The following is a 23335-nucleotide window of genomic DNA, read 5'->3' on the forward strand; positions in this document are numbered from 1 at the left end:
GGGCCGTCCGTCTGGCCGCCCGGCCGTCTGTCCGCCCAAGTTGTCACGAGAGCGGCGCCGCCCCTTCCGGTTGTGTTCGTCATGGCTTCCCGTGTCGTGCCCAGGATCCTCCTGGGTACGACACAGAGAGAGGCCCCTCCCGTGCAACGACGTGAGTTCGCAGCAGCCGTCACCGCCGCCATAGCCGCCCCGGCCGTCCTGGCCGCGCCTCCGGCGCAGGCCTCGGACCGCGCGGACGACCGCCGTCCGGACGAGCGCCGCGGGAGCGAGGGCCGAGGGAGCGAGGGCCGGGGCGGCGAGGGGCTGCCGCACCACATGCTCGCGGTGCTCGCCGCCGAACTGGACGACAAGGTCGCCGCCCGCGCCCTCGTCCCGCACCTGTACGACGTCGGCTTCGACTGGCGCCCGGAGACGGTCGCCCTCGGCGAGATCGACTTCGTCGTCGCGTACGGCTTCGGCAACCGTCCCCCGGCCGGCGGCGGCGACCCGTCGAAGGTGCGCTACGAGCCCGGCCCGGTCAACGAGGCGCTGGCCGACACCGTCGCCGCGCTCCGCAAGCGCCGGAACGTGCCCGTCTACGCGCAGTGGGAGATCGCCCGCTTCCTGGAGTCGAAGCACCACATGACGGACGTGACCTCGATCGAGCCGGTCGTTGCCCCGGACGGGACCATCACCTACCTCTCCACCGACGGTGTCGCCGCCCAGGTCGCCGAGGCCCGGAAGGCGCTCCCCGGCGGCATCGGCACGGCGGGCGTCGTCGGCTTCCGCGACCACGTGAAGCGGTGCGTGCAGACCACCCGCGACCGGGGCATGCGGGCGTTCGCGCCGCGCGGGGTCGAGCTTCCGGGGACGTACGACGCCGAGTCGGGCCAGGCCTGGACGCGCCGCCGCGACCTCTACCTGGTGCACGACATGACGGCCCAGTGGACGGTCCTGCGCCAGAAGCTGATCGCCCGCGCCTACCCCAACGGCTGATCCGGGCCCACGCGTTCCGCCCGTCTCGGAGAGCGGCGGGCTCAGGTCGTGGCGACCGACCCCGTCGCCAACTTCTCCCGTACGGCATCGAGATACTCGGCCACCGCGTCACGGTTGCGGGTCAGGAACCGGATGCGCTCGGTCATCCGGTCCCGCTCGCCCTCCAGCGTGGCGAGCATCTCCGGTGTGGCGTCGGGGAAGTGGATGACGCGGGGCTTGTCGAGGCAGGGCAGGATCTGCTTGATGATCCGGGTCGGCAGCCCCGCGTCCAACAGGCCGCGGATCTGCAGGACCCGGTCCACGTTCGACTCGTCGTACACGCGGTAGCCGTTCGGCAGGCGATCGGCGACGATGAGGCCCTGCTCCTCGTAGTAGCGCAGCATCCGGCGCGGGGTGCCGGTGCGGTCCGCCAGTTCTCCGATGCGCATGTGGTCCACCTCACAGCAACTCGCTTTGACCTTCACATCAATGTGAGGGTTTCAGCATACGTGGCATGAGCAACCACACCGCACAGAAGGCCGGTTCACCCACGCGTGAGAACCTGCGCGAGGACCGGCTCCCGTCCGCCCGGTTGCCCTGGCCCGCGCTCCTCGCCCTGGCCACGGCCGTCTTCATCACCAGCCTCACCGAGACCTTGCCCGCCGGCGTCCTCCCCGCGATGAGCGCCGACCTCGGCGTCGGCGAACCCGCCATGGGCCAGTCGGTCACCATCTACGCCATCGGCACGGCGCTCACCGCCCTCCCGCTGACCGCCGCCACCGCCTCCTGGCGCCGCAAGCGGCTGCTGCTCGCGGCGGTCGCCGGCTTCGCCGTCGCCAACACGGTCACCGCGCTCTCCACCCACTACCCGCTCACCATGGCCGCCCGGTTCCTCGCGGGCGTCGCCGCCGGTCTCGCCTGGGCCCTGCTCGCCGGCTACGCCCGGCGGATGGTGGCCGTCCACCTCCAGGGGCGGGCGATCGCCGTCGTCATGACCGGCATCCCGGTCGCGCTCTCCCTGGGCGTGCCCGCGGGGACCTTCCTCGGCGCCGCCCTCGGCTGGCAGGTGACGTTCCTCCTCATGACCGCCCTTGCCGCCGTCCTGACCGGCTGGATCGCCCTGAGCGTCCCGGACTTCCCCGGGCAGCCCCGGGGCGGCCGGGCACCGATCCGGCGGACCCTGGCCGTACCCGGCGTCGCACCGGTCCTCCTGGTCACCCTCGTCCTCGTCCTCGCCCACACCATCCTGTACACCTACGTCGCCGCCTTCCTCGACCACCTGGGCATGGGCGGCTCCACCGGCGCGGTCCTCCTCGTCTTCGGCGCGGCCTCGCTCCTGAGCATCTGGTTCACCGGCCTGCGCATCGACCGGGGCGTACGGTCCCTGACCCTCGCGGGCGCCGCCCTGTTCGCGGTTGCGGCGGGCGCGCTCGCTGTGGCGGCGGACAGCCCGGCCCTTGTCTACGCGGCCGCGGCGCTGTGGGGGCTCGGCTGGGGTGGCGCGCCGACCCTGCTGCAGACGGCCGTCGGCGACGCCGGCGGCGAGGCCGCCGACACCGCGCAGACCATGCTCGTCAGCCTCTGGAACGCGGCCATGGCGGGCGGCGGCATCGTCGGCGGCCTGCTGCTCGACCGCCTCGGCGCGGGCGCCCTGCCCTGGAGCGTCCTGGCGCTCCTGATCCTGGTCCTCGCCGCCGTCACGGCGGCCCGCACCCACGGATTCCCCGCCCGGCGAGGCCGCGCCGACGGGTGACGCCCCTACTCGTCATACTTCGGAGCTACTTACCAACTGTCCCCTCCGGCGGGACGCCGACCACAACGCGTGATCCATACCTTCGGCACCGGAACGACGAACCACTCCGGTACGGAAGGACACGCCATGGCGTCCCGCCCGCGCAGCCGCCGGCTGCACCGCACGCTGCTCACCGCGCTCGTCATCGCCTCCGTGGCGGTGCCGACCGCGGGCGCCGCCCGCCCCGCCGCCGTCCCCGCGCCCGCGCCGCCCGCGCTGGGCCCACTCGCCCCGGCCACGGCGGCAACCCTCGACGCCCGGTACGCCATCAACCGGGACGCGGTCCTCGCCGCCGCGCGGACCGCCGCCGACTACGACGACCGGAAGCGGGCCGCCGCCCTGCGCGCCATGGCGGGCCGGGACCGGCACCTCCTCTCCTTCGACGGCCGCGACGGCGGCCGTAGTGTCGAGGCCGTCGGCGACCTCGCCCGCGCCGACCGCGTCGCCGTCCTCGTCCCCGGCTCCGACACCGCGCTCGGCAGCGAGCGGTTCCGGGCCGGCGCCGTCGCCCTCCAGCGGGAGCTGGGGGAGCGGTCCGCCGTCCTCGCCTGGCTCGGGTACAGCACCCCCGCCACCGCGAGCGCCGCCGCCGTCACCCCCGGGCGCGCCGAGGAGTCCGCCCCCGAACTGCGCGCGTTCGCCGCCGAGTTGCGGGCTGCCAAGCCCGGCGCCCGGATCACCCTCCTCTGCCACTCGTACGGCTCCGTCGTCTGCGCCGAGGCCGCCCACGGGCTCCCCGCCGACGCGCTCGTCCTCTACGGCAGCCCGGGCACCGGCGCCGACAGCGCCGCCGACCTGCGCACCGGGGCCACCGTGTGGGCGGGCCGGGGCGCCGCCGACTGGATCGCGCACGTACCGCACCTGCGGCTGCCGCTGCCCTTCGGCGAACTCGGCTTCGGCACCGACCCCTTGGACCCGGCGTTCGGCGCCCGCGTCTTCGACGCCGGGTCCGGCGGACACAGCGACTACCTCGTGCCCGGCTCCGTACCGCTCGCCAACTTCGCCCGGATCGTGGAGGGAAGGGAGCCCACCCGTGCGTGACCTCGTCCGCCTTATCGAGTCCGCCACCCCACCCGGCCGGGACCGTGCCCTCGACGCGCTGCGCGCCCTCGCCATCCTCGGCGTCGTCCTCGGCCACTGGCTCGTGACCGCCCTGATAGCCGACAGCGGTACGGTGCGTGGCGCCAGCCCCCTCACCCACCTGCCCGAATTCACCCCGGTCTCCTGGGTGTTCCAGACCCTGGCCGTCTTCTTCCTGGTCGGCGGGCTCGTGGCCGCCCGGGGCCACGCCGCCTCCCGCGCCCGGCACGAGAGCTACCGCCACTGGCTCGGGGCCCGCCTCGGCAGGCTCTTCCGGCCCGTCGCCGCCGTGCTCGTGGTGTGGACCGTGGTCGCGCTCGCGATGCTCGCCGGTGGAGTGCCCTGGCAGACCGTGCACACCCTCGGCAAGCTCGTGCTCTCCCCGCTCTGGTTCCTGCTCGTCTTCGCCGCGCTCACCGCCGCGACCCCGCTCGTCGCCCGCGTCCACCCGCTCTGGCCTCTCGCCGTCGTCCTCCACGTCGACCTGATCCGCTTCGGCCTCGACGGGCCCGGCTGGGTCGACCGGCTCGGCTGGATCAACGTGGCCGCCGGCTGGCTCGTCCCGTACTGCCTCGGCGCGGCCTGGTCCCGGAACGGGCTGAAGGACCGCCGTACCGGCTGGGTCCTGCTGATCGGCGGGGTCGCCACCACCGCCCTCCTCGTCCTCTTCGCCGGCTACCCCGCCGCCATGGTCGGCGTCCCCGGCGCCCCGGTCTCCAACCTCAACCCGCCCACGCTCGCCGCCGTCACCTTCGGCCTGGCCCAGTGCGGCGCCGCCCTGCTGCTGCTCGACCCGCTCCGCAGAGTCCTGCGCCGGCCCGCCGCCTGGGCGGCCGTGGCGGTGCTCAATCTCGGCGCGATGACCGTCTTCCTCTGGCACCAGACCGCGATGATCGCCGTCACCGCCACCGGACTGCTCGCGGGCGAACTCCTCGGCCACGGTGCGTTCTTGGGCCTGCACTCCGTCCCCGACGGGTACGGCTGGGTGCTCGCCCGCGTCGCCTGGCTCCCACTCTTCGCCGCCGCGCTGCTGGTCTGCTGCGCCGCGTTCCGTACGTACGAAAAGGGCGGCAGGCCCGCCCAGGCACCGCGCGACCGGCGCCCCGCCGAGAGGAAGGAGGCACGACGTGCCTAGGGTTGACGCGCGGAAGCCGGAGTACATGGGGGAGCGGGTGGGGGAGAGCTACGGCATGCGGATGTGGCACGGGCTGCGGGAGACGCCGCGCACGTTCCGCGACGAACTGGGGACCTGGGCGCGCGACCCGCTGCCCCGCAACACCTGGCTGGGTCGGCTGCCCCACGCCCACGTCGTGCTGTTCGCGGTGCTCGTGGGCATCGGCGACATCAACGTCTACTCCAGGGTGGAGGGTTCCGGCTCGGGGCAGGCCCGCGCGCTCGTCACCGTCCAGGTGCTCGCGCTCGTCCTCGCGCTGTCCCGGCCCGCCGGAGCCTGGTGGATCTCCACGACCGCGCTCTTCCTGATCGGGCTGAGCACCCAGCACGCCGCCGACGCGCCTCTCTGGCCCTGGAGCGGGTTCGGGATCGCCCTGCACACCCTGCTCCTGTTCCTGCTGGCCCTGCGGGTCTCGGCGCCGGCCGCCGGTTTCGCCCTTGCCGTCACCGTCCTGTCCGGCGCGCTCAACCTCCTCCTCGCCTCGGCCGGGGGCTCCCTGACGGGCGGGACGATCGCCTTCACGACCGCCGTGGTCGTCGGCGTCGCGCTGCGCAGCAGCCGCGTCGCCCGGACCCGACTCAGCGCCCAGCAGGTCCTCACCGCGGAGGAGCGCTCCCGGCGCACCCTCCTGGAGGAGCGCGGACGGATCGCCCGCGAACTGCACGACGTCGTCGCCCACCACATGTCCGTCATCTCCATCCAGGCCCAGGTCGCCCCCCACCTCGTCGAGAACCCCTCCGACGAGCTGCGCGAGCACCTCGCCGGCATCCGCCAGAACGCGGTCGAGGCGCTCACCGAACTCCGCCGCGTCCTCGGCGTCCTGCGCGCCGAGGACCCCGCCGCCGAACGCGGCGCCGACGCGCCCCAGCCCACCCTGGACCGCCTCGGCGAACTCCTCGACAACGTCCGCGCCGCAGGCGTCACCGTCGACGCCACGACCACCGGAGAGCCCCGGCCCATGGCGCCCGGCATCGAACTCTCCGCGTACCGCATCGTCCAGGAGGCGCTCAGCAACGCGATGCGGCACGCCCCCGGAGCCCACGTGCGCGTGGAGATCCGCCACCAGGCCGGCGGGCTCACCCTCCGCGTCGCCAACACCCCGCCGACCCGCCCCGTCGACCAGGCCGCCGCCCCGCTGTCTCAGGGACCTGGCCACGGCCTTCTCGGCATGCGCGAACGAACCGCCATGCTCGGCGGCGAACTGGCCACGGGCCCCACCCCCGAGGGCGGCTACGAGGTGACCGCCACCCTCCCGGTCCCGAGCCCGACCGCCGTGCTCCCCACCTCCTCGACCTCCCGTAACACCCCACAGAAGGACGGCACATGACCAGCGGAACGATCCGGGTCCTCATCGCCGACGACCAGATGATGGTCCGTCAGGGCTTCACAGTGCTGCTGAACGCCGAGCCCGGCATCGAGGTCGTCGGCCAGGCCGTCGACGGCGCCGACGCGGTCGTCCAGACCGCCCGACTAGCCCCCGACGTCGTCCTGATGGACATCCGCATGCCGGGCACGAGCGGCATCGAAGCCACCCGCCTCCTCACCGAACCCGCCGACTCCACCGTCAAGGTGCTCGTCCTGACCACCTTCGACCTCGACGAGTACGTCTACGACGCGCTGCGCGCCGGAGCCTCCGGCTTCCTCCTCAAGGACGCCTCCGCCGAGGAACTCGCCCACGCGGTACGGGTGGTGGCGAGCGGCGACGCCCTGCTCGCGCCCCACATCACCAAGCGCCTCATCGCCGAGTTCTCCCGGGTCACCGCCGCACCCAGGGTCCCGCTCAAGGACCGGGTCGGCGATCTGACCGAGCGCGAGACCGAGGTGCTCGCCCTGATCGCGAACGGACTGTCCAACGCCGAGATAGCCGCCCGGCTCGTCGTGGCCGAGCAGACCGTCAAGACCCACGTGAGCCGCATCCTGGTCAAGCTGGGCCTGCGCGACCGCACCCAGGCCGCCGTCTACGCCTACGACACCGGCCTGGTGCGTCCGGCCGGCCGCTGAACCACCGGCTGTCGTCCGTCAGTCCGTGTCGGTGGCCGCGACGACCGCGACCCGCGTGCGCGTCGGGTCGAGGACGGCGAAGGCGACGTCCGACAGATCGCCGAAGAAGAAGTCGCTCCGGCCCGGCGCGAGGCGCAGCCAGCGGTGCTCGGCGGCGGCCCGAACAGCGTCACCCAGCTCCACCGACAGGTCCAGGTCCATCAGCGCGTACATCGCACGCCAGGTCACCAGCCTGGAGTACGCCCTCGGCCTGCCGTCGCCCCACATGCCGCCGTCGAACGCCGGGACGAACAGATCGCCGGCCACGTCGTCCGCCGTGGTGTGGGCCGTCGCCAGGGTCTCCGGCGTGAACCCTGCCAGGCAGGTCGAGCCGAGGGCTGTCAGCAGCCCGGAGTTGAAGTCGACGGGATCCAGCGCCACGGGCAGCGTGAAGAACTCCGCCGCGTAGCGGCCCAGTTCGGCCAGGGGGGCGACGGCCGCCTCGGTGCGCCGCCCGTCCGACACCCGCCGGGCCGCCCGCCCGGCCTCGGCCCCGGCGGTCGTCGGCGGTATCGCCGGGTAGGCGGCGTACAGCTCCTCCGGACGCAGGGAGCTGAGCATGGCGCCCCTCATCCAGGACCGTTCCCGCATGGCGTTCTCGAAGTAGAAGGAGGCGAGGGGCAGCCAGGAGAGCGGATGACCGAGCTCGCGCAGCCCCGCCTGGAACGTCACGTACGGTTCGTCGCGCAGGCCCCAGCGCAGGGCCATCTCATGGAGCAGAGAGGCGCGGAACTCCGTGGTGGGATCGTCCGCCACCGGTGGCCCCTCGAAGTGCGGGCGGAGCGCCGCCGAGCTCGGCCGCCGCACCAACTCGTGCGCCACATGGGCCATGAGGGCGGCGGCCCCCGGCGCCTCGCCGAGCCGGGCCGCGTGCTCCCCGAGCCGTACCGCGCAGTCCGTGGCGGCCTGGGAGTGCCCAGCGGTCAGGAACTCGACGAGCTTCAGGACCTCCGGGGCGTACCAGGTGGGTGCCCCGCGCGCCGGTTCGACGGCCAAGTCGTAGAGCCGCTCGGGGTCGGTGACGGCATAGACCCTCAGCGAGGCGTCGTTCGGCAGGGTGGTGGCGGTCGTGGTGGCGGTGGTCGATTCGGGCATGGGGCCAAGGCTATGGGCACAGGACGGGGCCCATCGGATGCCCCTCAGCCTGCGGAAATGCTTCTGCGGCCATTAGACCGAACAGCTACGGTCCACCCTCGAATGGCGGCCCATCTCAGGCCGCACCGGCGTTTCAGGGCATAGCGTCCCCTGTGGGCCTGAATGATGGCAGGCGGAAGAATCGCGGCCAGATCCAGCAGGTCTCTCCCCCCACACAGGAGAAAACGCCATGGGTAACGCATCGACCGTCTCGAAGATCCTCGAAGGCCCCGAGTACGAAAAGGTGAGGAAGCTGGCGGAGGAATCCATCAGCCAGTCCCTGGATCGGATTCTGGAGCGGCAGGGTCGACCCGGGGCGGACCTCGAGGCCGGCAGCTGCTTCAGCCTGCTCAGCGTCGTCATCACAGCCGCCGAGCAGTGACAGATCACAGACTCTAGGCCCGCGGCGCGCATGCCGGGGGCCTGCAGGAAGTCTTGAATCGCCCCGCCTTCCTTTCGAATCGAAGGCGGGGCGATTCACCGAACGGCCCCGGGCCTACTGACGGTCAGGTGCTTGAGCCCGCGGGAGGCACCCGGGCGGGTCGGTTGCCTGCGGGGCTCGTCCGCCCGGACCTCGGATCAGGGAAAGAGCAGCGCGTGCCCGACCTACAGACCAGTCAGCTCTACTGTCTTGCAGACCGACGCTATTACGAGGCCCTCGACCAGTTGGCCGATGCGGACGCGCACTTCACTCTCCCCGAAGCTCCCGGCGGATGGCGCTGCTTGGCTCAGGGCATCTGGACCGTGCTCACCCCCATCGATCATCAACCACCCGAGCAGGGGTGGAAGATTCACCTCGCCGCCCTCCCGGCAGAGGCTCCCAGCACGTTGGCCGCCGTCTCCGGTATCTGCTTCGCCGCCGGGGTGCCGTTCAAATTCCTGCGGAGCGCAGACATGCTGCGAATTATGTCCGCGACGCACACTCCGCGGCCCAGCAGTGGCAAATTCCTCACCGTCTACCCTGCGGACGAGGCCCAGTTCGGCAAACTGGTCGAGGAGCTGTCCGCCGCGCTGAAGGGCAGGCGCGGTCCTTATATCCTCAGCGACCTGCGTATCGGCAACAGCCCGGTGCACGTACGCTACGGTGCCTTCCGTCCTCGGTACCGTCCAGGGCCGGACGGCGTGCCGACTCCCGTGCTGAGGGGGCCGTCCGGAGCATTCGAACCCGACGAGCGACGGCCGGTGTTTCGCACCCCGACCTGGGCGACCGTTCCTGACGTGCTCGTGCCGCACATGGCCGCCAGGGAGAACGACATGGAGTCCGGCCCGCCCTATGTGGTACGCGACGCTCTGCACTTCACCAATGCCGGCGGCGTCTACCTGGCTGACGACATTCGCACCGGCGACCGCCTTGTCCTGCGCGAGGCCCGGCCGCACAGCGGGCTGGACCCGTACGGTGCGGATGCCCAGGAGCGGCTTCGCCGGGAGTACGCCACACTACGCCGCCTCGCTGAACTGCCGTGCGTCCCCCAGGTATTCGGACTGCACGAAATCTGGGGACATCTGTATCTGGCGGAAGAGTACGTCGAGGGTGAAACGCTGCTGCACGCGGTCATCGCCCGAACCCCTCTGGTCCATGTCGGGCACACCCGACAAGATCTGGCCTACTACGTCGCATGGGTGGACGGCGTGGTGGGGAGCATCCGCGAGGCCCTCGCTGCCGTACACACCAACGGCATGGCATTCGGGGACCTGCACCCGGGCAACGTCATCATCCGCCCGGACGGCACGGCCGCCCTGATCGACTTCGAGTATGCCGCGCCCCTCGACGAACCGGACGCCCCACGCCCCGGCGCAGCCGGGCTCACCCCGCCCGCCCACCTCACCGGCGCCGAGGCCGACCTGCACGCGCTGGACATGCTGCGGCTCTGGATGCTGCTGCCGATGACCGAGCTGCGGGACCGCCATCCGGGCAAAGCCACCACCATGGTGCGACTGGCCATCGACCGGTTCCCGTTCCCCGCCGAGGAGCCAGTGCCCGGTCCCGACGCCGACGAGAACGCCGTACGAGCCTTGTTCGGCATTCCCGACCATGACGCGGGCTGGCTGGACGGCAGTGCCGCCCGCCCGGACTGGCCGGCACTGCGTCGGGCCCTGACGGCCGGCGTGCACTCCGCCGCGACCCCCGAACGCACCGACCGGCTGTTCCCGGGCGCCCCCGAGGTGTTCACATACGGCGGGCACACGCTGGCGCACGGCGCGGCCGGTGTGCTCGGCGCCCTCCACCGAATCGGCGAACCAGTCCCGGAGACGTACACCGAGTGGTTGCTCACCGCGGCACGGCGCGCCGACGCGAACGCCGGCGGAGGGCTGTTCCACGGACTGCACGGCACGGCCTCCGTGCTCGCGGACCTCGGTCGCCGAGAGGAAGCCCTCGAACTGGCCGACCGCGCCGCCGAACCGCCCCCATCGGCGAGAGGACTGGCCACCGGAGCGGCCGGGGTCGGGATCGTCCAGCTCAAGCTGGGCAACCTCACCGCGGCGCTGCGCATCGGTGAGCGCCTGGCCGACGAGCCGGTGGACCCGCCGGACGAGGCCGGTCTGCTCCTCGGCGCGAGCGGCCCGGCACTCCTGCACCTCGCGCTCCACCAGGCAACAGGCGACACACAGTGGCTCCGCGCTTCCCGCGCCGCCCTTGCACAAGACATGTCACGATGCGTGACCCGACCGGACGGAACCGTCCAGGTGCAGCGGTCGGGCGAGCGCTACCTCGTCTACCTGGGCATGGGCAGCGCCGGTATCGCCATGGTTGCCCACGCCTACCTCGCGGCGGCCGGGGAGGACGACCCCGAAATCACCGCCTTTGTCGCTGGAACCCGGCTGGCCTGCACGAACCTGTTCGTCCGGGAGCCCGGTCTGCTGCAGGGGCGGGCCGGTCTGGCCGCCGGACTCGCCGCGCTCGGCGCACCACGCACCGCGGTCACCGCTCAGGCCGCCCGGCTGGCCTGGCACGGTGTCCACGACTCGGGCAGGCTCCTGATCCCCGGCGCCCAGATGCTGCGGTTCTCCGCCGACCTGGCCACTGGCTCCGCCGGTGTCCTGCTGGCCCTGCACGCCGCGCTGACCGACACCCCGGTCTCCCCGTTGTCCCTGCTCGCTCTGGACTGAACGCCCCCTGCCGGTCGGAGGAGTCACTTCCCACAAGGGGAGCAACACGGCGAACCGCTCCGGTCACAGCACGAGCGGGCACGGCCCCCCGCTGGGGACCCGTGACCGCTCGGTGTTGTGCGACGGCGGGCGTCAGACCGCGGGCGGCACCCGGGACGGGCGGCCGGAGCCGCGCGTCAAGGTGTACCCCGCGACGCCGGCCAGGGCGGCGAGTACGCCGCCGACCGCCGTCCAGATCCAGCGGTCCGACCACCAGCCCGAGGACCAGCCGTCCTCGGGCGCCCGGGCCTCGACCGCCGACGGCGCGCCGGCCACGGCCGCGTCCTCCGTCGTGGCACTCGGCACCAGCGGCGCGGCGAGCGAGCCGCCGCCCACGTACGCCCCGCCCTTCTCGGCCGAGACGGCGCCGACGCGGGCCGTGAACGACTGGCCGAGGTCCTCCTCGGGCAGCCCCGTCACGGTGAGGCGGACGTAGTAGCTGCCGGGCAGCGGGTCGTCGTCCCAGGTGTCCGCCCACGGGCGGACCGGGCGCAGGGTGCAGGACAGCTCCACCGTGGGAGCCTCCTTCGCCGCGGGGCGGGACTGCATCCCGTACATGCACGGCTGGCGGCGGCGCAGCCCGTCGTAGACGTCGATCCGCCAGGTGGAGGCGCCGTGCCGGGCGGTGGACTCGGGCAGGGTGACCGAGGCCGTCACCGTCGGCCGCTGCCCGGTGTCGGCGGGGAACACCCAGTACAGGTAGTCACCCGTGGACGCCTCCGCGGTGGCCTGCTGGCCCTGCCGGAAGAAGGCGGCGGTACGGAAGGTGGTGCCGGCCTCGGTCGGACCGGCCTGAGCGTCGGCGCTCGCGCCGCCGCTCGGGGTCGGGGTCGCCGAGTCCGCGACGGCGGGCACGGCGATCGGGCCGAGGAGCGCGGCTCCCGCGAGCAGGGCGGTGGTCAGCGCGCGTACGGTACGCATCAGTTGGTCCTCCAGACGGCGACGCGCCAGCGGGACACCCAGCCCCACAGCAGACCGCCCACGAAACCGGCCAGGACGAGCGCCCCGAGCAGCCACCAGCCGCGGCCGAGGCCGAACGCGGCCACGTCGGACGCCTCGTCGGGCGCGTCGACGATGTCGAGGGCCAGCTCGATCGGCATGCCGGGGGTCGTCTTCACCGACGGGGGCGCGGAGAAGGAGTTGCTGATCTGCAGGCAGACGGTCTCCGCCGCGGGCTTGTCCGCGTCGACGCCGTCCACGGGCTGCTTCGGGTAGCGCAGACCGGTCGAGATGACGTCGGTGCGTCCGTCGCCCGCCTCCGAGCCGCGGACGATCTCCCGGCCGCGCAGGGTCACGGCCCGCAGCAGCACGCCGTAGTCGTTGTTGACGGCGCGGTCGGCGGACACGCTCACCGCGGCGCGCAGCTCCTGACCGGGCAGCACGTCCACCCGGTACCAGCGGTGCTGACCGAAGGTCTCGCGGTCGGTGTACAGACCCGGCTTGAGCACCGGGGCGTCGGTGCAGCGCTCGGTGCCCTGGGTGGCCACCGGGGTGACGACCGGGTCGGCCGCCCGGTCGACCAACTGTCGGACCCGCTTGGAAAGTTCCTCGGTGTGCCGGACGGAGGTGTACGTGCCGCCGGTCGCCTCCGCGATGCAGGTGAGCTGCTGGCGGATCTTGGCGTTCGGCACCAGGCCCAGCGTGTCGATGGTGAGGTGGATGCCCCGGGCGGCGATGTCACGCGCCACCTCGCAGGGGTCCAGCGGGGCGCAGGTGTCCTCGCCGTCCGTGATGAGCACGATCCGCCGGGTGGCGTTGGTGTCGCCCTTGAGGTCCTCCGCCGCGCCGAGCAGGGCGGGCCCGATGGGGGTCCAGCCGGTGGGGGCGAGGGTTGCGACGGCGGTCTTGGCCTCGGTGCGGTCGAGCGGGCCGACCGGGTAGAGCTGCCGGGTGTCCTTGCAGCCCTTCTTGCGGTCGTCGCCGGGGTAGTCGGCGCCGAGGGTGCGTATGCCGAGCTCCACCTCCTCGGGCACCGCGTCGAGCACCTCGTTGAAGGCCTGCTTGGCGGCGGCCATCCGGGACTTGCCGTCGATGTCGGTGGCCCGCATCGAGCCGCTGACGTCGAGCACCAGCTCGACCTTGGGGGATTCCTTCGCCGCCGGTTCGTCGGCGGAGGCACCGCTCGGGAACAGCCCGACGGCCAGGACGGCGAGCAGCGCGCAGGCCCCGGTCGACAGCCGTTTTCTCGTGATCATGGGCCGGATCGTAGGGATGATCGTCCGACAATCCAAAACGGCCCCGTGCGCGGACTCCTGAGGGGCCGTCCGCGGGTGCCTCCGCTAGCGGTGCTCGGGGTTCGGGAAGTCCTCGCGGCAGCCCGCGTCCCAGGCCGCGCGCTGGTTGCCGTGGGCCGGGATCCCGCCGGCCCGCTTGAGCATGGCGGCGAGATGCATCAGGTTCCAGGCCATGAACGAGGTGTTCCGGTTGGTGAAGTCGTTCTCCGGTCCGCCCGAACCCGGCTCCAGATACGACGGCCCGGGCCCGGCCTCGCCGATCCAGCCCGCGTCCGCCTGCGGCGGGATCACGTACCCCAGGTGCTGCAGGCTGTAGAGCACGTTCATCGCGCAGTGCTTGACGCCGTCCTCGTTGCCGGTGATCAGACAGCCGCCCACCCGGCCGTAGTACGCGTACTGGCCCTCGCTGTTGAGCAGGCCGGAGCAGCCGTAGAGCCGCTCGATCACCCGCTTCATCACGGAGCTGTTGTCGCCGAGCCAGATCGGCGGAACACTCTGGCATCCTATCTGACCAGCAGTTCTGGCAGGCAGTTCACCCATGAGATCGCCAACGCGGCTTCCGCGTATTGGTGGAACTCGTGCGCCGCACGGACGAGGAAATCCGCGAGGTTCTCGGCCTCGGTGACGGGATCACCAAGGTGAGCTTTAAGCCTGCTCCCCGCACCTGCGGGGATGGCCCCGCGATCGAGCGCGCCGACAGGACGCGTACACCTGCTCCCCGTCCGCGCAGGGATGGCCGCGAGCCTGTTTGGGACGGGGAAGGTTGCACGCCGCCGTCTGAACTTCTGCCGCCACCACCCTGACGCAGCATGATTGAGAAGATGTTCGCCGATCGTGCGTACGGCCTCGAGCAGGGCGGCCCGCGAGGTATCTAACGGGGGCCAGGTGCGCCTGCCTGCGGCCCGGCGAGACCGTCTTCCTTCCCTTGTTCTTCCTCCTGTCCTACGGGAAATCGGTGGCCGTGCATCCGGTACACCATCTCGTCCGGCGCGCTGAACATGCGGGCCTGGCGCCAGATCGCGTCGAAGGGCAGTCCGTCGGCGGCCGGTTCGCGCCGCATGCGGAGCGCGCGCCAGCTGGTGCGGGGGTCGAGCAGGAGCCGTATCAGCGTCAGCCTCATGCCGTCGGCCCCTCCACGGAGACCTTGGCGGGTACGGACGCGATCCTGGTGGATTGGTAGGACGTCTCCTCACCGTGCAGAGCCCCGAGAGCGTCGTGGAGGGCGATCAAGGCCCGATTCTGCAGTTCGACGTCGGTGAAGCCCCGGCCGACGCTCTGCCACTGTTCGAGCAAGGGTTCCCACCAGCGGCCGGACGCGGCGAGTGACCGGGCCAGACGGTGCCAGTCCGCCACCTGCTCAGGACCGGGACAGCCCGCTTGCTGTTCGATCCGGTCGAGTACGAACAGATCGGGATGGTCGTACAGGTGGGCACGCAGGAAGCGCAGGCGTCGAACGCGCTCCTCGTCGGCCTGCCGCTGGGCCATGGTCGCGTGTGCCTCCGCCGACAGTCCGAGCTCCGCGCGGGCGGCCAGGCAGCGGTAGGAGGTGCCGCGCGTGTGCTGTCCGGAGCCGAGCTCGGCGTTGATGGTGTCCTGCGCGGTGCGGACCTCAATGGCCGTGAAGTGCCGTGCGATCTCGCCGGCCCGTGCCACGGTCCGGCTGAGGACGAGCTCGTCGAGGCTGGGGCGGGTACGCAGGGCAGGACGCCATTCGACGGTGAATGTCGCCTCGAAATAGATGTCTGGTGTGGCACAGGGCAGCATCCGGGGCTGGGTGCAGTGGGCGACGCGCGCCGGGCGTTGCCAGGGCCACCTCACGCCGAGGTCCCGTTGAGAGGGAACATCGCGCCTACGCGCGGGTCGACGAGCCGGCCCCAGAAATCCTCCGCCGCGTTCGCCCCATCGTCGAGGTGAACCTCGTCGAGAGCCTCCATCAGCTCCTTGACGGCCTTGAACAACTTCTGTTCGCGCAGCGCCGGGAGCAGTCGGTCCCGGATCCGGGCATAGGAGGCTGGGTCGGTGGCCGATGCGCCGACCCATCCCGTGATCCGTTCGATGGTGCCCGGTGCCGTGGTGATGTCGCCGAGCAGGGTCTGCAAGGCACGTTCCACGTCCACGCTCGGCAGCGCGCCCTGCGAGAGGAGCCACGGCCCGGTGTCGTCCCGTACCGACGTCAGGGCGAGGAAGGCCAAAGGACCGCCCTTGCCGGGCTTCCCCGACTGCTGCCAGGCCTGGACTTCGGAGACCAGCAGTTGAACGCTCCCGGGCCGGGTCACCAGCTCCTCGAAGACGTCGAGGACTTCGGCCAGGACCGATTCGTCCCGGGCGTGCTTGGCGACGCGGCGCAGCCGGACCATGGCCATCCTGGCCTGGGACGGGGTCACGTCCGTGGCGTCAAGAACGCCGCGGCAGGTGGCGATGACCGTCGAGGCGTACTCGGCGGCCGACGCCCACCCGTACAGTGTGCCCCAGGCGTGGCGGCCCGCGTGCTCGTCCCGCACGGCCCGCACCATCACTGCACTGAGCAGGGCCTTCTTGCCGGCTCGGGCGAGGGTGCCGAGCTGCTGGAACTGAGGGGTGCTCCCGTGCCGCAGAGTCAGGACGGTGAGTGCCTCGACGACGCGCTCGCCGTCCCCGGCACCCTCCCCGCCGTTCACCAGCCACTTCAGCATGGGTTCGCGCATGATCTCGTAGTTGTCCCAGACGTAGGTCAGGACGGCCCTGCCGTAGCCGGGCTGGTCGAACACGACGTTGTCGTGGGTGTCGACCCCGGCGCCGACGTCGACGACGCGGCGGCGCAGCCCGCGTCCCGCGAACACGGCCTCGGGCGTGGAGGCGAAGCCGCCCTTGGCCGCGTCGTTCGTGCTGATGATGTTCTGCAGGGTGCGGGCGGCCTTGGCTACCTGGGGCATGGGGGCGGACTGGCGTACGGCGAGCGCGAGCAGCAGGCAGCGGTCCTCGAGGGGTAGGGAGTCTTCCTTGTTGCTGTGTGTCGTGATGGTCTCCCCGAACAGGTGGTCGAGCTTGTCCCGCCAGTCGGACAGGGCGGCGGTGATGCGTGCCGAGAGCCCGTCGTCGACCGTGGGCCGCCAGGACGCCTCGTCCATCGGCAGCGCGGTGCCCGTCAGGCGTTTGTGCTCCTGCCACGCGTCCTTGATCGCGTCGGCCGCGCGGACCGCTTCCACGGCGTCTCGGCCGTTCAGCGAGTCCTCAGCCGCACTGCCGGAACGCACGTAGGAGACGAGACCGGGCAGCTTCCGTGCCCGTAGATGGGCCTCGACGACGTCGCGTGCCGGGGGCGGCGCGGTCAGATGGACGACGTGGATTCCCGTACGGGCCGGTGCGGGGAGGTTGCTCCAGAGGTCCTTGGCCACGGTCAGTACCAGCGTCGACCCGAGGCGTCCCAGTTTCGCGGCATGGTCTTCGAGATGGTCGAGGAAGTCCGTCGAGATGCTGTCCGTATCGGGGTCCTTGAGATCGAGCTGGTACGCGTGGCGGTGCTCCTGCGGAAGCCGTCCCACCTTGGGGGTCTTCCAGTCGGCGTCCAATTTGATGATGGTGGTGGGGTCGTCGGTGGTCTCGGCGAGCAGGTGCAGGGCGAACGTGGTCGACCCGTACGAACGGGGAGCCACGATGATCAGCACCGGCTTGCGCAGACGGGCCGGTGTCGTCCCGGGATCCAGCGCACGCGTCCACACCTCGGTCCACTGCCCCGAGCGGACCATCGGGGTCTGCTTGATGGCGTCACGGGCCAGGACGGAGCCTTCGAGGATGTTCCCCTTCCTGGTCTCGAAGTTGAGGTTGCCAGCGACACTGCCCACGACCACTTCGGGGTTGTTCACCGTGACCGGCACCTGCCACGGGCCGGGATCGAAGGGAGGCATGACGATCACGCGCGGATCGGCGGGTTCACCGACCGGAGTGTCAGCGGGCCACGAGGGGGCGGGCGGGGCAATCGGGGGCCAGACAGGAGCGCTGCGCGGGGCCGCCTGGTCGGCGAATTCGCCGCCATCACCGAAGTCACCGGCGGGGAAGCCGCTCTCGGGGCTGGGAGGGACGGAGTCGGGAGGTACTAGGGGATCAGCCGAGGTCATGCGCGGGGTTCCTTTCCGAACGGGCCGGGGATGAAGAAGGGGACGCGGACGGGATCAGGGCCGGCGCCGCTCGATGCGCACGTCTCCCTCGACCTGGTTGATGAGCGTCGGGTCGTTCATGGCACCGTTGATCTGGAAAGCGGGCGACGTGGCTCCTGCCGGTGCGGGCGGCACGGCTGTCCCGAGGGCCCGGCTGGTGCGGGGCGTTGCCTCAGCGGCCTTCGCGGACATCGCCAGGCCGAGGAAGTACGGGGTCAGTCCTGGCACGTAGAGCCGGCACCCCTCCTCGAAGTGTGGCTTCCCCTCGACCCGTGCCACCGTCGGCAGGAAGTGCTCCTCGGCCAGCTCCGTCGTCCGTCCCGCACGCACGGTGCGGCGGTAGGCCGGCTCCGAGAGGACGGCCGCCAGGAACCCGTTCTCGTGTTCGCTTGCCGCGGCCAGGGCTTGGCGGACGGCATCGCTGTCGAGGAGCCGGCACACCTCGTTGATGGCGTCGCCGCGGTGGTCGGGCAGGGTCAGCGGTCCGAGGTGCACGGCGGCGCGCAGCCGGATCGGCGGGGCGTCGGTCAGCCGCCCCTGCTCGTACCGTACGAGCGCCGCGTGCAGGTGGCCGAGCAGCGGATCGATCAGCCGGGCGGTCTCCTTGGCGGGCAGCACGAAGATCGCGCCGTCGCCCGTGTCCTTGTACGCGCCGGGCACGGCCCGGGGGTCCTCGAAACCACTCTGGGCCAGGACGGTCAAGAGGACGTCGTCCAGGTCCGACCGCACCGGCGCCATCCTGGCTTCCGGGATCTTGCTATAGCCCTGCATGTCGACGGCCAGGAGCGCGTGCTCGGGCGGGACGTCGAGCGACGCGGACGGGAGAGGGAGCATGGTGGCACCGACCTTTCGGTCAGGAGTGGGAAATCGGTTGCCCCATGTTCAGCGGCCCGTCCGCGCCGTGGTGCCCACTACTTGGCACCGTGCGGGTGTGCCCGGTCACTTCACGCCGCGGGCCTGAGCCTCGATGGCCGCGATGTCATGGATCAACAGCCCACCGCCGGCGTCGGTCTCCAGCCACCCCTGCTCTCGCCACGGCTTGATCGCCGCACCGACGGCATTGCGAGAGGCCCCGATCATCTGGGACAACTCGGCCTGCGTCAGGCGCACGACCACTCCCGGCCGGGCCGCCGGGGCCGCCCTGGCAAGCCGACCCAGAGAATTCGCCAGACGTACGGGAACGCAGGCGGTGGCGAGTTCGAGCCGGACGGCCTCCCCCTCCCGGATCCGCGCGATCGCGTGTCTGAGCAGCAAGTTGACCAGACCGCTTCCCTCGACGAACCGAAGGAAGTCGGCCGCGGGCACGAGGTGGACGCGGCAGACCTCCGCCGCGATCACCGACGCCGAACGCGGTTTCGCGTCCAGGACCGCCAACTCACCCAGCAACTCGCCCGATCCCCGTACCGACAACAGCGCGCGCTCCCCGTCGGAACCGGTCAGCGTCACCAAAGCCGACCCCTCCGCCAGCACGATCACGTGGGTACCGGGATCACCCTGCCGCAGCAGTACGCTGCGCGCCGGACGCACCCGCACCGGGGCCAGGTCACGCAACTGGGCCCACAGCGGCTCGCCCAGAACGGCTCTGTGTGGTTGGTACATAACCCCCCAGACGTAGGAACCCACTCGTGGGGAGGAATGGTTTCAGGGGGCATAAAGGGCGATCAACAGGCCCAATCCAGCCACCGCCAGCGCGGCGACGACGAGATCGACGGACCAGCGGACCGCACCGAACTTCCGCCGTGCGAGTCCCTCGAACACCGCCATCCGCCCGGCCTCCTGACGTGTCAGGCCCTCAAGGTCGCCATCGGCCTCCCATGCGGAACTGACTCCCCGGGGAAGTACGGGTCGCAGAGCCATGAGCGCCGCCCCCACGGCAGCCACCAGCAGTACGGCCACGACTACCAGGACCGGCCCGACCGGACCGCGCACCGGCGACGACACCCACACCCCCGCGACCAGCGCCAGCAAACCCCCGGCCACCCCGCACAGAGCCGTCGCCTTCGTATCCGCCCGCTGCACCTCCACGAACAGCTCGGCACTCCGCGCACGCAGCACTTCCAGTGAGGCCTCACCCTTGCGCGCGGCACCCCGACTCCACCGTGTCCCCACAGCGAACCCCTCTCGTCGACGGACGACTTCGAAGCCCACTCTCGCCCGTCGACCGTGCCGCTTCCGCCCTCCGCTGGGCAGAGACCACGAGCGCTTCCCCACACACGAGCGAAAGCCCCGTGCATCGCGTCAAGAAGCTCGGGCAGCATGGCGGGGTGGCTAACCTGCTGTGGGACGACGTGAGCTGTCTGGAAGTACCAGTACTCGGAGGGGGAGACGGCGCTTCCGTTGCCCCGGGCGGAGGTCGCGCTGTCCCGCCCGGTCGATGCCGAGTGCCCGACCCTGCGGGTCTGGCTGTCTGCTGATGTGCTGGCGATCTTCCGCTTCCTCGACGACGAGGTGGTCGACTTCGACGTCGACCTGCGAGGAACTGCAGGGGCAGGAACGACTCGATGTGCTGTGCGGCTTTCTCCAGGAGATCGGGTGGCGTTTGGGCAAGCCGGTGCTGATGGATGGGGAGGGTGGCTACGGCCACCCGATCCTCGGCTTCGATGTCGAGACCGATCGAGTCGTCCTCCTCATGGAGCCATAGGCCAGGCGGGCTCAGCCCAATGGCTGGGGGTGGAGAACGACGATCGCCCGAGCGGTGGCAGTACCTGCCGTCGGACAGGCGCGATGTGGCTCGGTCAGACCCGGCAGTTCATGTCGTGCGTGACCTCGCCTACGGTGCAACCTGAGGCCTGCGCACCGGCCTCGCCAAGGCCAACGTGTGGGCCCCGCCTACACGTTCACCGTCGCCCATGGTGAGACATGCGTGAGCGCCGACTGGACATACGGCTATTGCGGGGACCAGTGCGCGGAGCGGTTGTCGTGGCCTGCGTGGCGAAGCAACCAGCTCTGGTACGAGCTCTGGACACCGCCCCGCTCCCTACGGCGACTCGGTCCACTCCGAGATTCTTGTCGTGCGCGGCAGCCGGGCCATCCTCGATCACCCAGGCCGCGCTGCACTCAGCGGTGCTCGGGGTTCTCGAAGTCGAAGCGGCAGCCGGCGTCCCACTCGGAGCGCTGGTTTCCGTGGGCGGGGATGCCACCGGTGTTCTTGAGCATCCTTGCCAGGTGGAGCTGGTTCCAGGTCATGAAGGTCGTGTTGCGGTTCGTGAAGTCGTTGTCCGGCCCGCCGGAGCCAGGGTCGAGGTACGACGGGCCCGGGCTGGGCCTCGCCGACCCAGCCTGCGTCCCCCTGTGGCGGAATGACGTAGCCGAGGTGCTGGAGGCTGTAGAGGACGTTCATCGCGCAGTGCTTGGCGCCGTCCTCGTTGCCGGTGATCAGGCAGCCGCCCACACGACCGTAGTAGGCGTACTGGCCGCGCTCGTTGAGGATCGACGAGCAGGCGTACAGACGCTCGATCACCTTCTTCATGACCGAGGAGTTGTCTCCCAGCCACACAGGCCCCGCTAGGGTCAGGATGTCGGCGGCCATCACCTGCGAGTAGATGACGGGCCATTCGTCCGTCTCCCAGCCGTGCTCCGTCATGTCCGGCCAGACACCGGTCGCGATATCGAGATCCACCGCCCTGAGCACCTCGACCTGCACGCCCTGGCGCTCCATGATCCCGGTGCTGATGTCGATCAGCCCCTGTGTATGGCTGCGCTCCGGCGACCGCTTGAGAGTGCAGTTGATCACCAGGGCGCGGAGATCACGGTAAGACGTGCCGGTTTCGGCCATCGATGCGTTCCCCTGCGGACGAGTGGGCGTCGGGCGGCGAAACACGCCCGGCTGCCGACATCGATAGGGCCCCGGGTTGGTCCGGCCGAAAATCCCGTCTACTGTCTCGCCTCGTTGAGCGGAATGACCGAACGCCGTGCCAACGGGAGCGAAGTCGCCCCCCGATCACCCGCGTGGCCCGAACAGATGAAATGTATCGCCGAATCAGATCGGCGGAACACTCTGGCAGCCTATCTGACCAGCAGCTCTGGCATGCAGTTCATCCACGAGATGGCCAACGCGACTTCCGCGTTGTGTGGTGGACCTTCGTGGGCCGCACCGACGAGGAGATCCGCGCGGCGAGGGACGTGGATGACGTCCGACCGGTTCGGCGAGGTGGTCGGCCATGACGGCGATCGCCTCGACGCGCCGGAGGTCCCACCGACCCGGCTGAAAGCCCGGGGGCTGACCTAGGCATTCCTGCTCTTGGCTGGTGCCTGAAGGATGGTTGTTCGGCCATGTCTCCGACCTTCTGTCCGGCGCTGGGAGGGATGGGTTCGCCGCCCCTCCCTCCCAGCGCCGCAGCCGGTGCGGTGTGCTTCTAGGGTTTGCTCGTGTGTGAGCAGGTCTGGTCAGCTGAATACCGACCTCTTACTGACTTTGCTGACCAGTAGGCAGGTGTGCTGCGTGGGGTCAGTGGCTTCTTCGTCTGATGGTGGTACAGGAGGCCGGCGTGCCCGGCCTGTGGCTCCGGACGGAGTCGATCGTCAGACCACCATGTCGTCAGGGTTCGGTGCTTGTGCATCATGAGCGGATGGATAGCCCAGACGAGTTGCCCGTCGTGTTGATCACAGTAGACCGGGGTTCGGACACCCTCGTACTGGTCAGGTCTGACGGCAAAGAGGCGCGCCTGCCGCTACCTAGCCCCTTGTTCGAACCTACCAGTCTGCTGTCGCGGGTCTCCTACCCACCGACCTTTGAAGGCTTGGTCGTGGAGACGCTCAACGGCGACAGCATCGTGTTCGAGCTCCCCCGGCTCGATCGAGCCGACCAGTTGGCCGGACGGCTCGTCGTCTATCTGGATCAGAACAAGTGGCGCATTGTGAGCGACGCGATGCGGGGGCAGCGGAGCGGGACAGCGGATGACCGAGTCGCGGCTCTTCGACTTGCCCAGTGGTCGACGGAGCGCAAGATCATTCTTCCCGTTTCGTCGGGGCACTATTACGAGACGACCAAATGGTCAGACGCGGAGGGGCGGTACCGTCTTGGCCTGTCCATTCTTCAGTCCAGCAGGGGATGGCAGCTGCGGGATCCGCTGCAAGTGTGGAGGGATGAACTCCGTCTGATGTTCCGTGCGGAGATCGGGCGATCTGAGGAGAGACCACCGGTCGTGACACTGGAGCCGAACTCGATTCATTCCGCCGCGAGAGGCTTCGTTCCCTCTCCGGCGCCGGCAGACTTTCCATCGAGGGCGGCGTTCCAGCACGAGGTGCTTGTTTCTGCCGTGAGCCTGATCGACACCATGCTGGACTCGGAAGGCGGGGAGCGCGGTCCTGAGATCGGCTGGACGGAGGCGAACCAGAAATTCAGTGACTGGCTGGACACCCACGGCGGCGATGCTCAGCAGAAGCGCAAGGCGATCGATGCATGGCTTCTCAGTGACCTGCGGACCAAGGTCGCCGAGGAATCCTTTGCCGCAGGGATGACGCCGGAGCAACTGAAGGACTGGGGTACGGCATCTCAGCCGGTTCAGTAGATGAGCCCCCTTCCGGCCCTGGGCCTCTACCGGGAGATGCTCCATGAGCGTCACCTCAACCGTGGCACCACGTGGAAGCCGAATGATGTGATCGACATGGTCTACCTTTCCTGTGCGGCTGGCTACGCGGACTTCGT

General features: G+C 70.8%; 19 protein-coding genes and 3 pseudogenes. 10 read left to right on the forward strand and 12 right to left on the reverse strand.

From position 1 onward, the window contains the following. Positions 1-141 precede the first annotated feature (141 nt). Entirely contained in the window at positions 142-975 is an 834-nt protein-coding gene (locus tag ACFWRO_RS10685; RefSeq protein ID WP_384507319.1) for a hypothetical protein, read from the forward strand. Between the two features lie 41 nt (positions 976-1016). Here ACFWRO_RS10685 and ACFWRO_RS10690 read toward each other — a convergent pair whose 3' ends face one another. Beyond that, the gene (locus tag ACFWRO_RS10690) at positions 1017-1403 is read right to left on the reverse strand and encodes a MerR family transcriptional regulator (protein WP_384507322.1); all 387 of its coding nucleotides are present in this window, start codon (positions 1401-1403) and stop codon (positions 1017-1019) included. Between the two features lie 65 nt (positions 1404-1468). Between ACFWRO_RS10690 and ACFWRO_RS10695 the strand changes: the two genes are divergently transcribed. From ACFWRO_RS10695 to ACFWRO_RS10715, 5 genes are all read left to right on the forward strand, one after another. Next, positions 1469-2707, forward strand: a complete 1239-nt coding sequence (locus ACFWRO_RS10695) for an MFS transporter (RefSeq protein WP_384507324.1) — start codon at positions 1469-1471, stop codon at positions 2705-2707. Positions 2708-2833: 126 nt separating this feature from the next. After that, complete coding sequence (locus ACFWRO_RS10700) at positions 2834-3787, forward strand: alpha/beta hydrolase (RefSeq protein WP_384507327.1); 954 nt, start codon at positions 2834-2836, stop codon at positions 3785-3787. Beyond that, positions 3780-4961, forward strand: a complete 1182-nt coding sequence (locus tag ACFWRO_RS10705) for an acyltransferase (RefSeq protein WP_384507330.1) — start codon at positions 3780-3782, stop codon at positions 4959-4961. The genes ACFWRO_RS10700 and ACFWRO_RS10705 overlap by 8 nt, the downstream gene beginning before the upstream one ends. Continuing rightward, on the forward strand, positions 4954-6327 hold the full coding sequence (locus tag ACFWRO_RS10710; RefSeq protein WP_384507333.1) for a sensor histidine kinase: 1374 nt from the start codon (positions 4954-4956) through the stop codon (positions 6325-6327). Before ACFWRO_RS10705 ends, ACFWRO_RS10710 begins: the two co-directional genes overlap by 8 nt. Next, entirely contained in the window at positions 6324-7001 is a 678-nt protein-coding gene (locus ACFWRO_RS10715) for a response regulator (RefSeq protein WP_384507336.1), read from the forward strand. Before ACFWRO_RS10710 ends, ACFWRO_RS10715 begins: the two co-directional genes overlap by 4 nt. 18 nt (positions 7002-7019) lie before the next feature. Here ACFWRO_RS10715 and ACFWRO_RS10720 read toward each other — a convergent pair whose 3' ends face one another. Continuing rightward, positions 7020-8135, reverse strand: coding sequence for a DUF6183 family protein (locus ACFWRO_RS10720; protein WP_384507339.1), 1116 nt, complete (start codon positions 8133-8135; stop codon positions 7020-7022). A 229-nt stretch (positions 8136-8364) separates the two neighbouring features. On the opposite strand from ACFWRO_RS10720, the gene ACFWRO_RS10725 reads away from it, so the two are divergent. Both ACFWRO_RS10725 and lanKC read left to right on the forward strand, forming a co-directional pair. Beyond that, positions 8365-8556, forward strand: coding sequence for a hypothetical protein (locus ACFWRO_RS10725; protein ID WP_384507342.1), 192 nt, complete (start codon positions 8365-8367; stop codon positions 8554-8556). Between the two features lie 215 nt (positions 8557-8771). Beyond that, positions 8772-11282 carry a class III lanthionine synthetase LanKC gene (lanKC, locus tag ACFWRO_RS10730; RefSeq protein ID WP_384507345.1) on the forward strand — a complete coding sequence of 837 codons (2511 nt, stop codon included), beginning with the start codon at positions 8772-8774 and terminating at the stop codon, positions 11280-11282. Between the two features lie 132 nt (positions 11283-11414). On the opposite strand, the gene ACFWRO_RS10735 is transcribed toward lanKC, so the two are convergent. The 9 genes and pseudogenes from ACFWRO_RS10735 to ACFWRO_RS10775 form a co-directional block, all read right to left on the reverse strand. Continuing rightward, a complete protein-coding gene (locus ACFWRO_RS10735) occupies positions 11415-12242 on the reverse strand; it encodes a hypothetical protein (RefSeq protein WP_384507348.1) in 828 nt (275 codons plus the stop codon). Next, positions 12242-13516: a VWA domain-containing protein gene (locus ACFWRO_RS10740; RefSeq protein WP_384507350.1), complete on the reverse strand. Its 1275-nt coding sequence runs from the start codon at positions 13514-13516 to the stop codon at positions 12242-12244. Before ACFWRO_RS10740 ends, ACFWRO_RS10735 begins: the two co-directional genes overlap by 1 nt. An 84-nt stretch (positions 13517-13600) precedes the next feature. Then, a pseudogene (locus ACFWRO_RS10745) lies at positions 13601-14041 on the reverse strand (flavodoxin family protein); the annotation flags it as partial. A 385-nt stretch (positions 14042-14426) separates the two neighbouring features. After that, a complete protein-coding gene (locus ACFWRO_RS10750) occupies positions 14427-14675 on the reverse strand; it encodes a hypothetical protein (protein ID WP_384507352.1) in 249 nt (82 codons plus the stop codon). Beyond that, entirely contained in the window at positions 14672-15373 is a 702-nt protein-coding gene (locus ACFWRO_RS10755) for a hypothetical protein (protein WP_384507355.1), read from the reverse strand. The genes ACFWRO_RS10750 and ACFWRO_RS10755 overlap by 4 nt, the downstream gene beginning before the upstream one ends. Continuing rightward, on the reverse strand, positions 15370-17448 hold the full coding sequence (locus ACFWRO_RS10760) for a hypothetical protein (RefSeq protein WP_384507358.1): 2079 nt from the start codon (positions 17446-17448) through the stop codon (positions 15370-15372). Before ACFWRO_RS10760 ends, ACFWRO_RS10755 begins: the two co-directional genes overlap by 4 nt. Before the next feature lie 255 nt (positions 17449-17703). Next, complete coding sequence (locus tag ACFWRO_RS10765; protein WP_384507361.1) at positions 17704-18522, reverse strand: hypothetical protein; 819 nt, start codon at positions 18520-18522, stop codon at positions 17704-17706. 105 nt (positions 18523-18627) lie between these two features. Further along, the gene (locus ACFWRO_RS10770) at positions 18628-19287 is read right to left on the reverse strand and encodes a Crp/Fnr family transcriptional regulator (RefSeq protein WP_384507364.1); all 660 of its coding nucleotides are present in this window, start codon (positions 19285-19287) and stop codon (positions 18628-18630) included. Positions 19288-19329: 42 nt separating this feature from the next. Further along, positions 19330-19743, reverse strand: coding sequence for a hypothetical protein (locus ACFWRO_RS10775; RefSeq protein WP_384507367.1), 414 nt, complete (start codon positions 19741-19743; stop codon positions 19330-19332). 243 nt (positions 19744-19986) lie between these two features. On the opposite strand from ACFWRO_RS10775, the pseudogene ACFWRO_RS10780 reads away from it, so the two are divergent. Continuing rightward, positions 19987-20329, forward strand: a pseudogene (locus ACFWRO_RS10780) (hypothetical protein); the annotation flags it as partial. 416 nt (positions 20330-20745) lie between these two features. Here ACFWRO_RS10780 and ACFWRO_RS10785 read toward each other — a convergent pair. Beyond that, positions 20746-21463: pseudogene (locus ACFWRO_RS10785) on the reverse strand (flavodoxin family protein). Between the two features lie 793 nt (positions 21464-22256). Between ACFWRO_RS10785 and ACFWRO_RS10790 the strand changes: the two are divergent. Further along, positions 22257-23198: a hypothetical protein gene (locus ACFWRO_RS10790; RefSeq protein ID WP_384507370.1), complete on the forward strand. Its 942-nt coding sequence runs from the start codon at positions 22257-22259 to the stop codon at positions 23196-23198. The last annotated feature ends 137 nt before the right edge of the window (positions 23199-23335 follow it).

The sequence above is a fragment of the Streptomyces sp. NPDC058579 genome, from assembly GCF_042718575.1.
Lineage (GTDB): Bacteria > Actinomycetota > Actinomycetes > Streptomycetales > Streptomycetaceae > Streptomyces.

What these genes read in the sequence shown, in the direction of transcription:
- ACFWRO_RS10690 (WP_384507322.1), bottom strand. Translation starts at nt 1,403, where the DNA reads ATGCGCATCGGAGAACTGGCGGACCGCACCGGCACCCCGCGCCGGATG.
- ACFWRO_RS10695 (WP_384507324.1), top strand. Translation starts at nt 1,469, where the DNA reads ATGAGCAACCACACCGCACAGAAGGCCGGTTCACCCACGCGTGAGAAC.
- ACFWRO_RS10700 (WP_384507327.1), top strand. Translation starts at nt 2,834, where the DNA reads ATGGCGTCCCGCCCGCGCAGCCGCCGGCTGCACCGCACGCTGCTCACC.
- ACFWRO_RS10715 (WP_384507336.1), top strand. Translation starts at nt 6,324, where the DNA reads ATGACCAGCGGAACGATCCGGGTCCTCATCGCCGACGACCAGATGATG.
- ACFWRO_RS10720 (WP_384507339.1), bottom strand. Translation starts at nt 8,135, where the DNA reads ATGCCCGAATCGACCACCGCCACCACGACCGCCACCACCCTGCCGAAC.
- ACFWRO_RS10725 (WP_384507342.1), top strand. Translation starts at nt 8,365, where the DNA reads ATGGGTAACGCATCGACCGTCTCGAAGATCCTCGAAGGCCCCGAGTAC.
- ACFWRO_RS10735 (WP_384507348.1), bottom strand. Translation starts at nt 12,242, where the DNA reads ATGCGTACCGTACGCGCGCTGACCACCGCCCTGCTCGCGGGAGCCGCG.
- ACFWRO_RS10740 (WP_384507350.1), bottom strand. Translation starts at nt 13,516, where the DNA reads ATGATCACGAGAAAACGGCTGTCGACCGGGGCCTGCGCGCTGCTCGCC.
- ACFWRO_RS10750 (WP_384507352.1), bottom strand. Translation starts at nt 14,675, where the DNA reads ATGAGGCTGACGCTGATACGGCTCCTGCTCGACCCCCGCACCAGCTGG.
- ACFWRO_RS10765 (WP_384507361.1), bottom strand. Translation starts at nt 18,522, where the DNA reads ATGCTCCCTCTCCCGTCCGCGTCGCTCGACGTCCCGCCCGAGCACGCG.
- ACFWRO_RS10770 (WP_384507364.1), bottom strand. Translation starts at nt 19,287, where the DNA reads ATGTACCAACCACACAGAGCCGTTCTGGGCGAGCCGCTGTGGGCCCAG.
- ACFWRO_RS10790 (WP_384507370.1), top strand. Translation starts at nt 22,257, where the DNA reads ATGGATAGCCCAGACGAGTTGCCCGTCGTGTTGATCACAGTAGACCGG.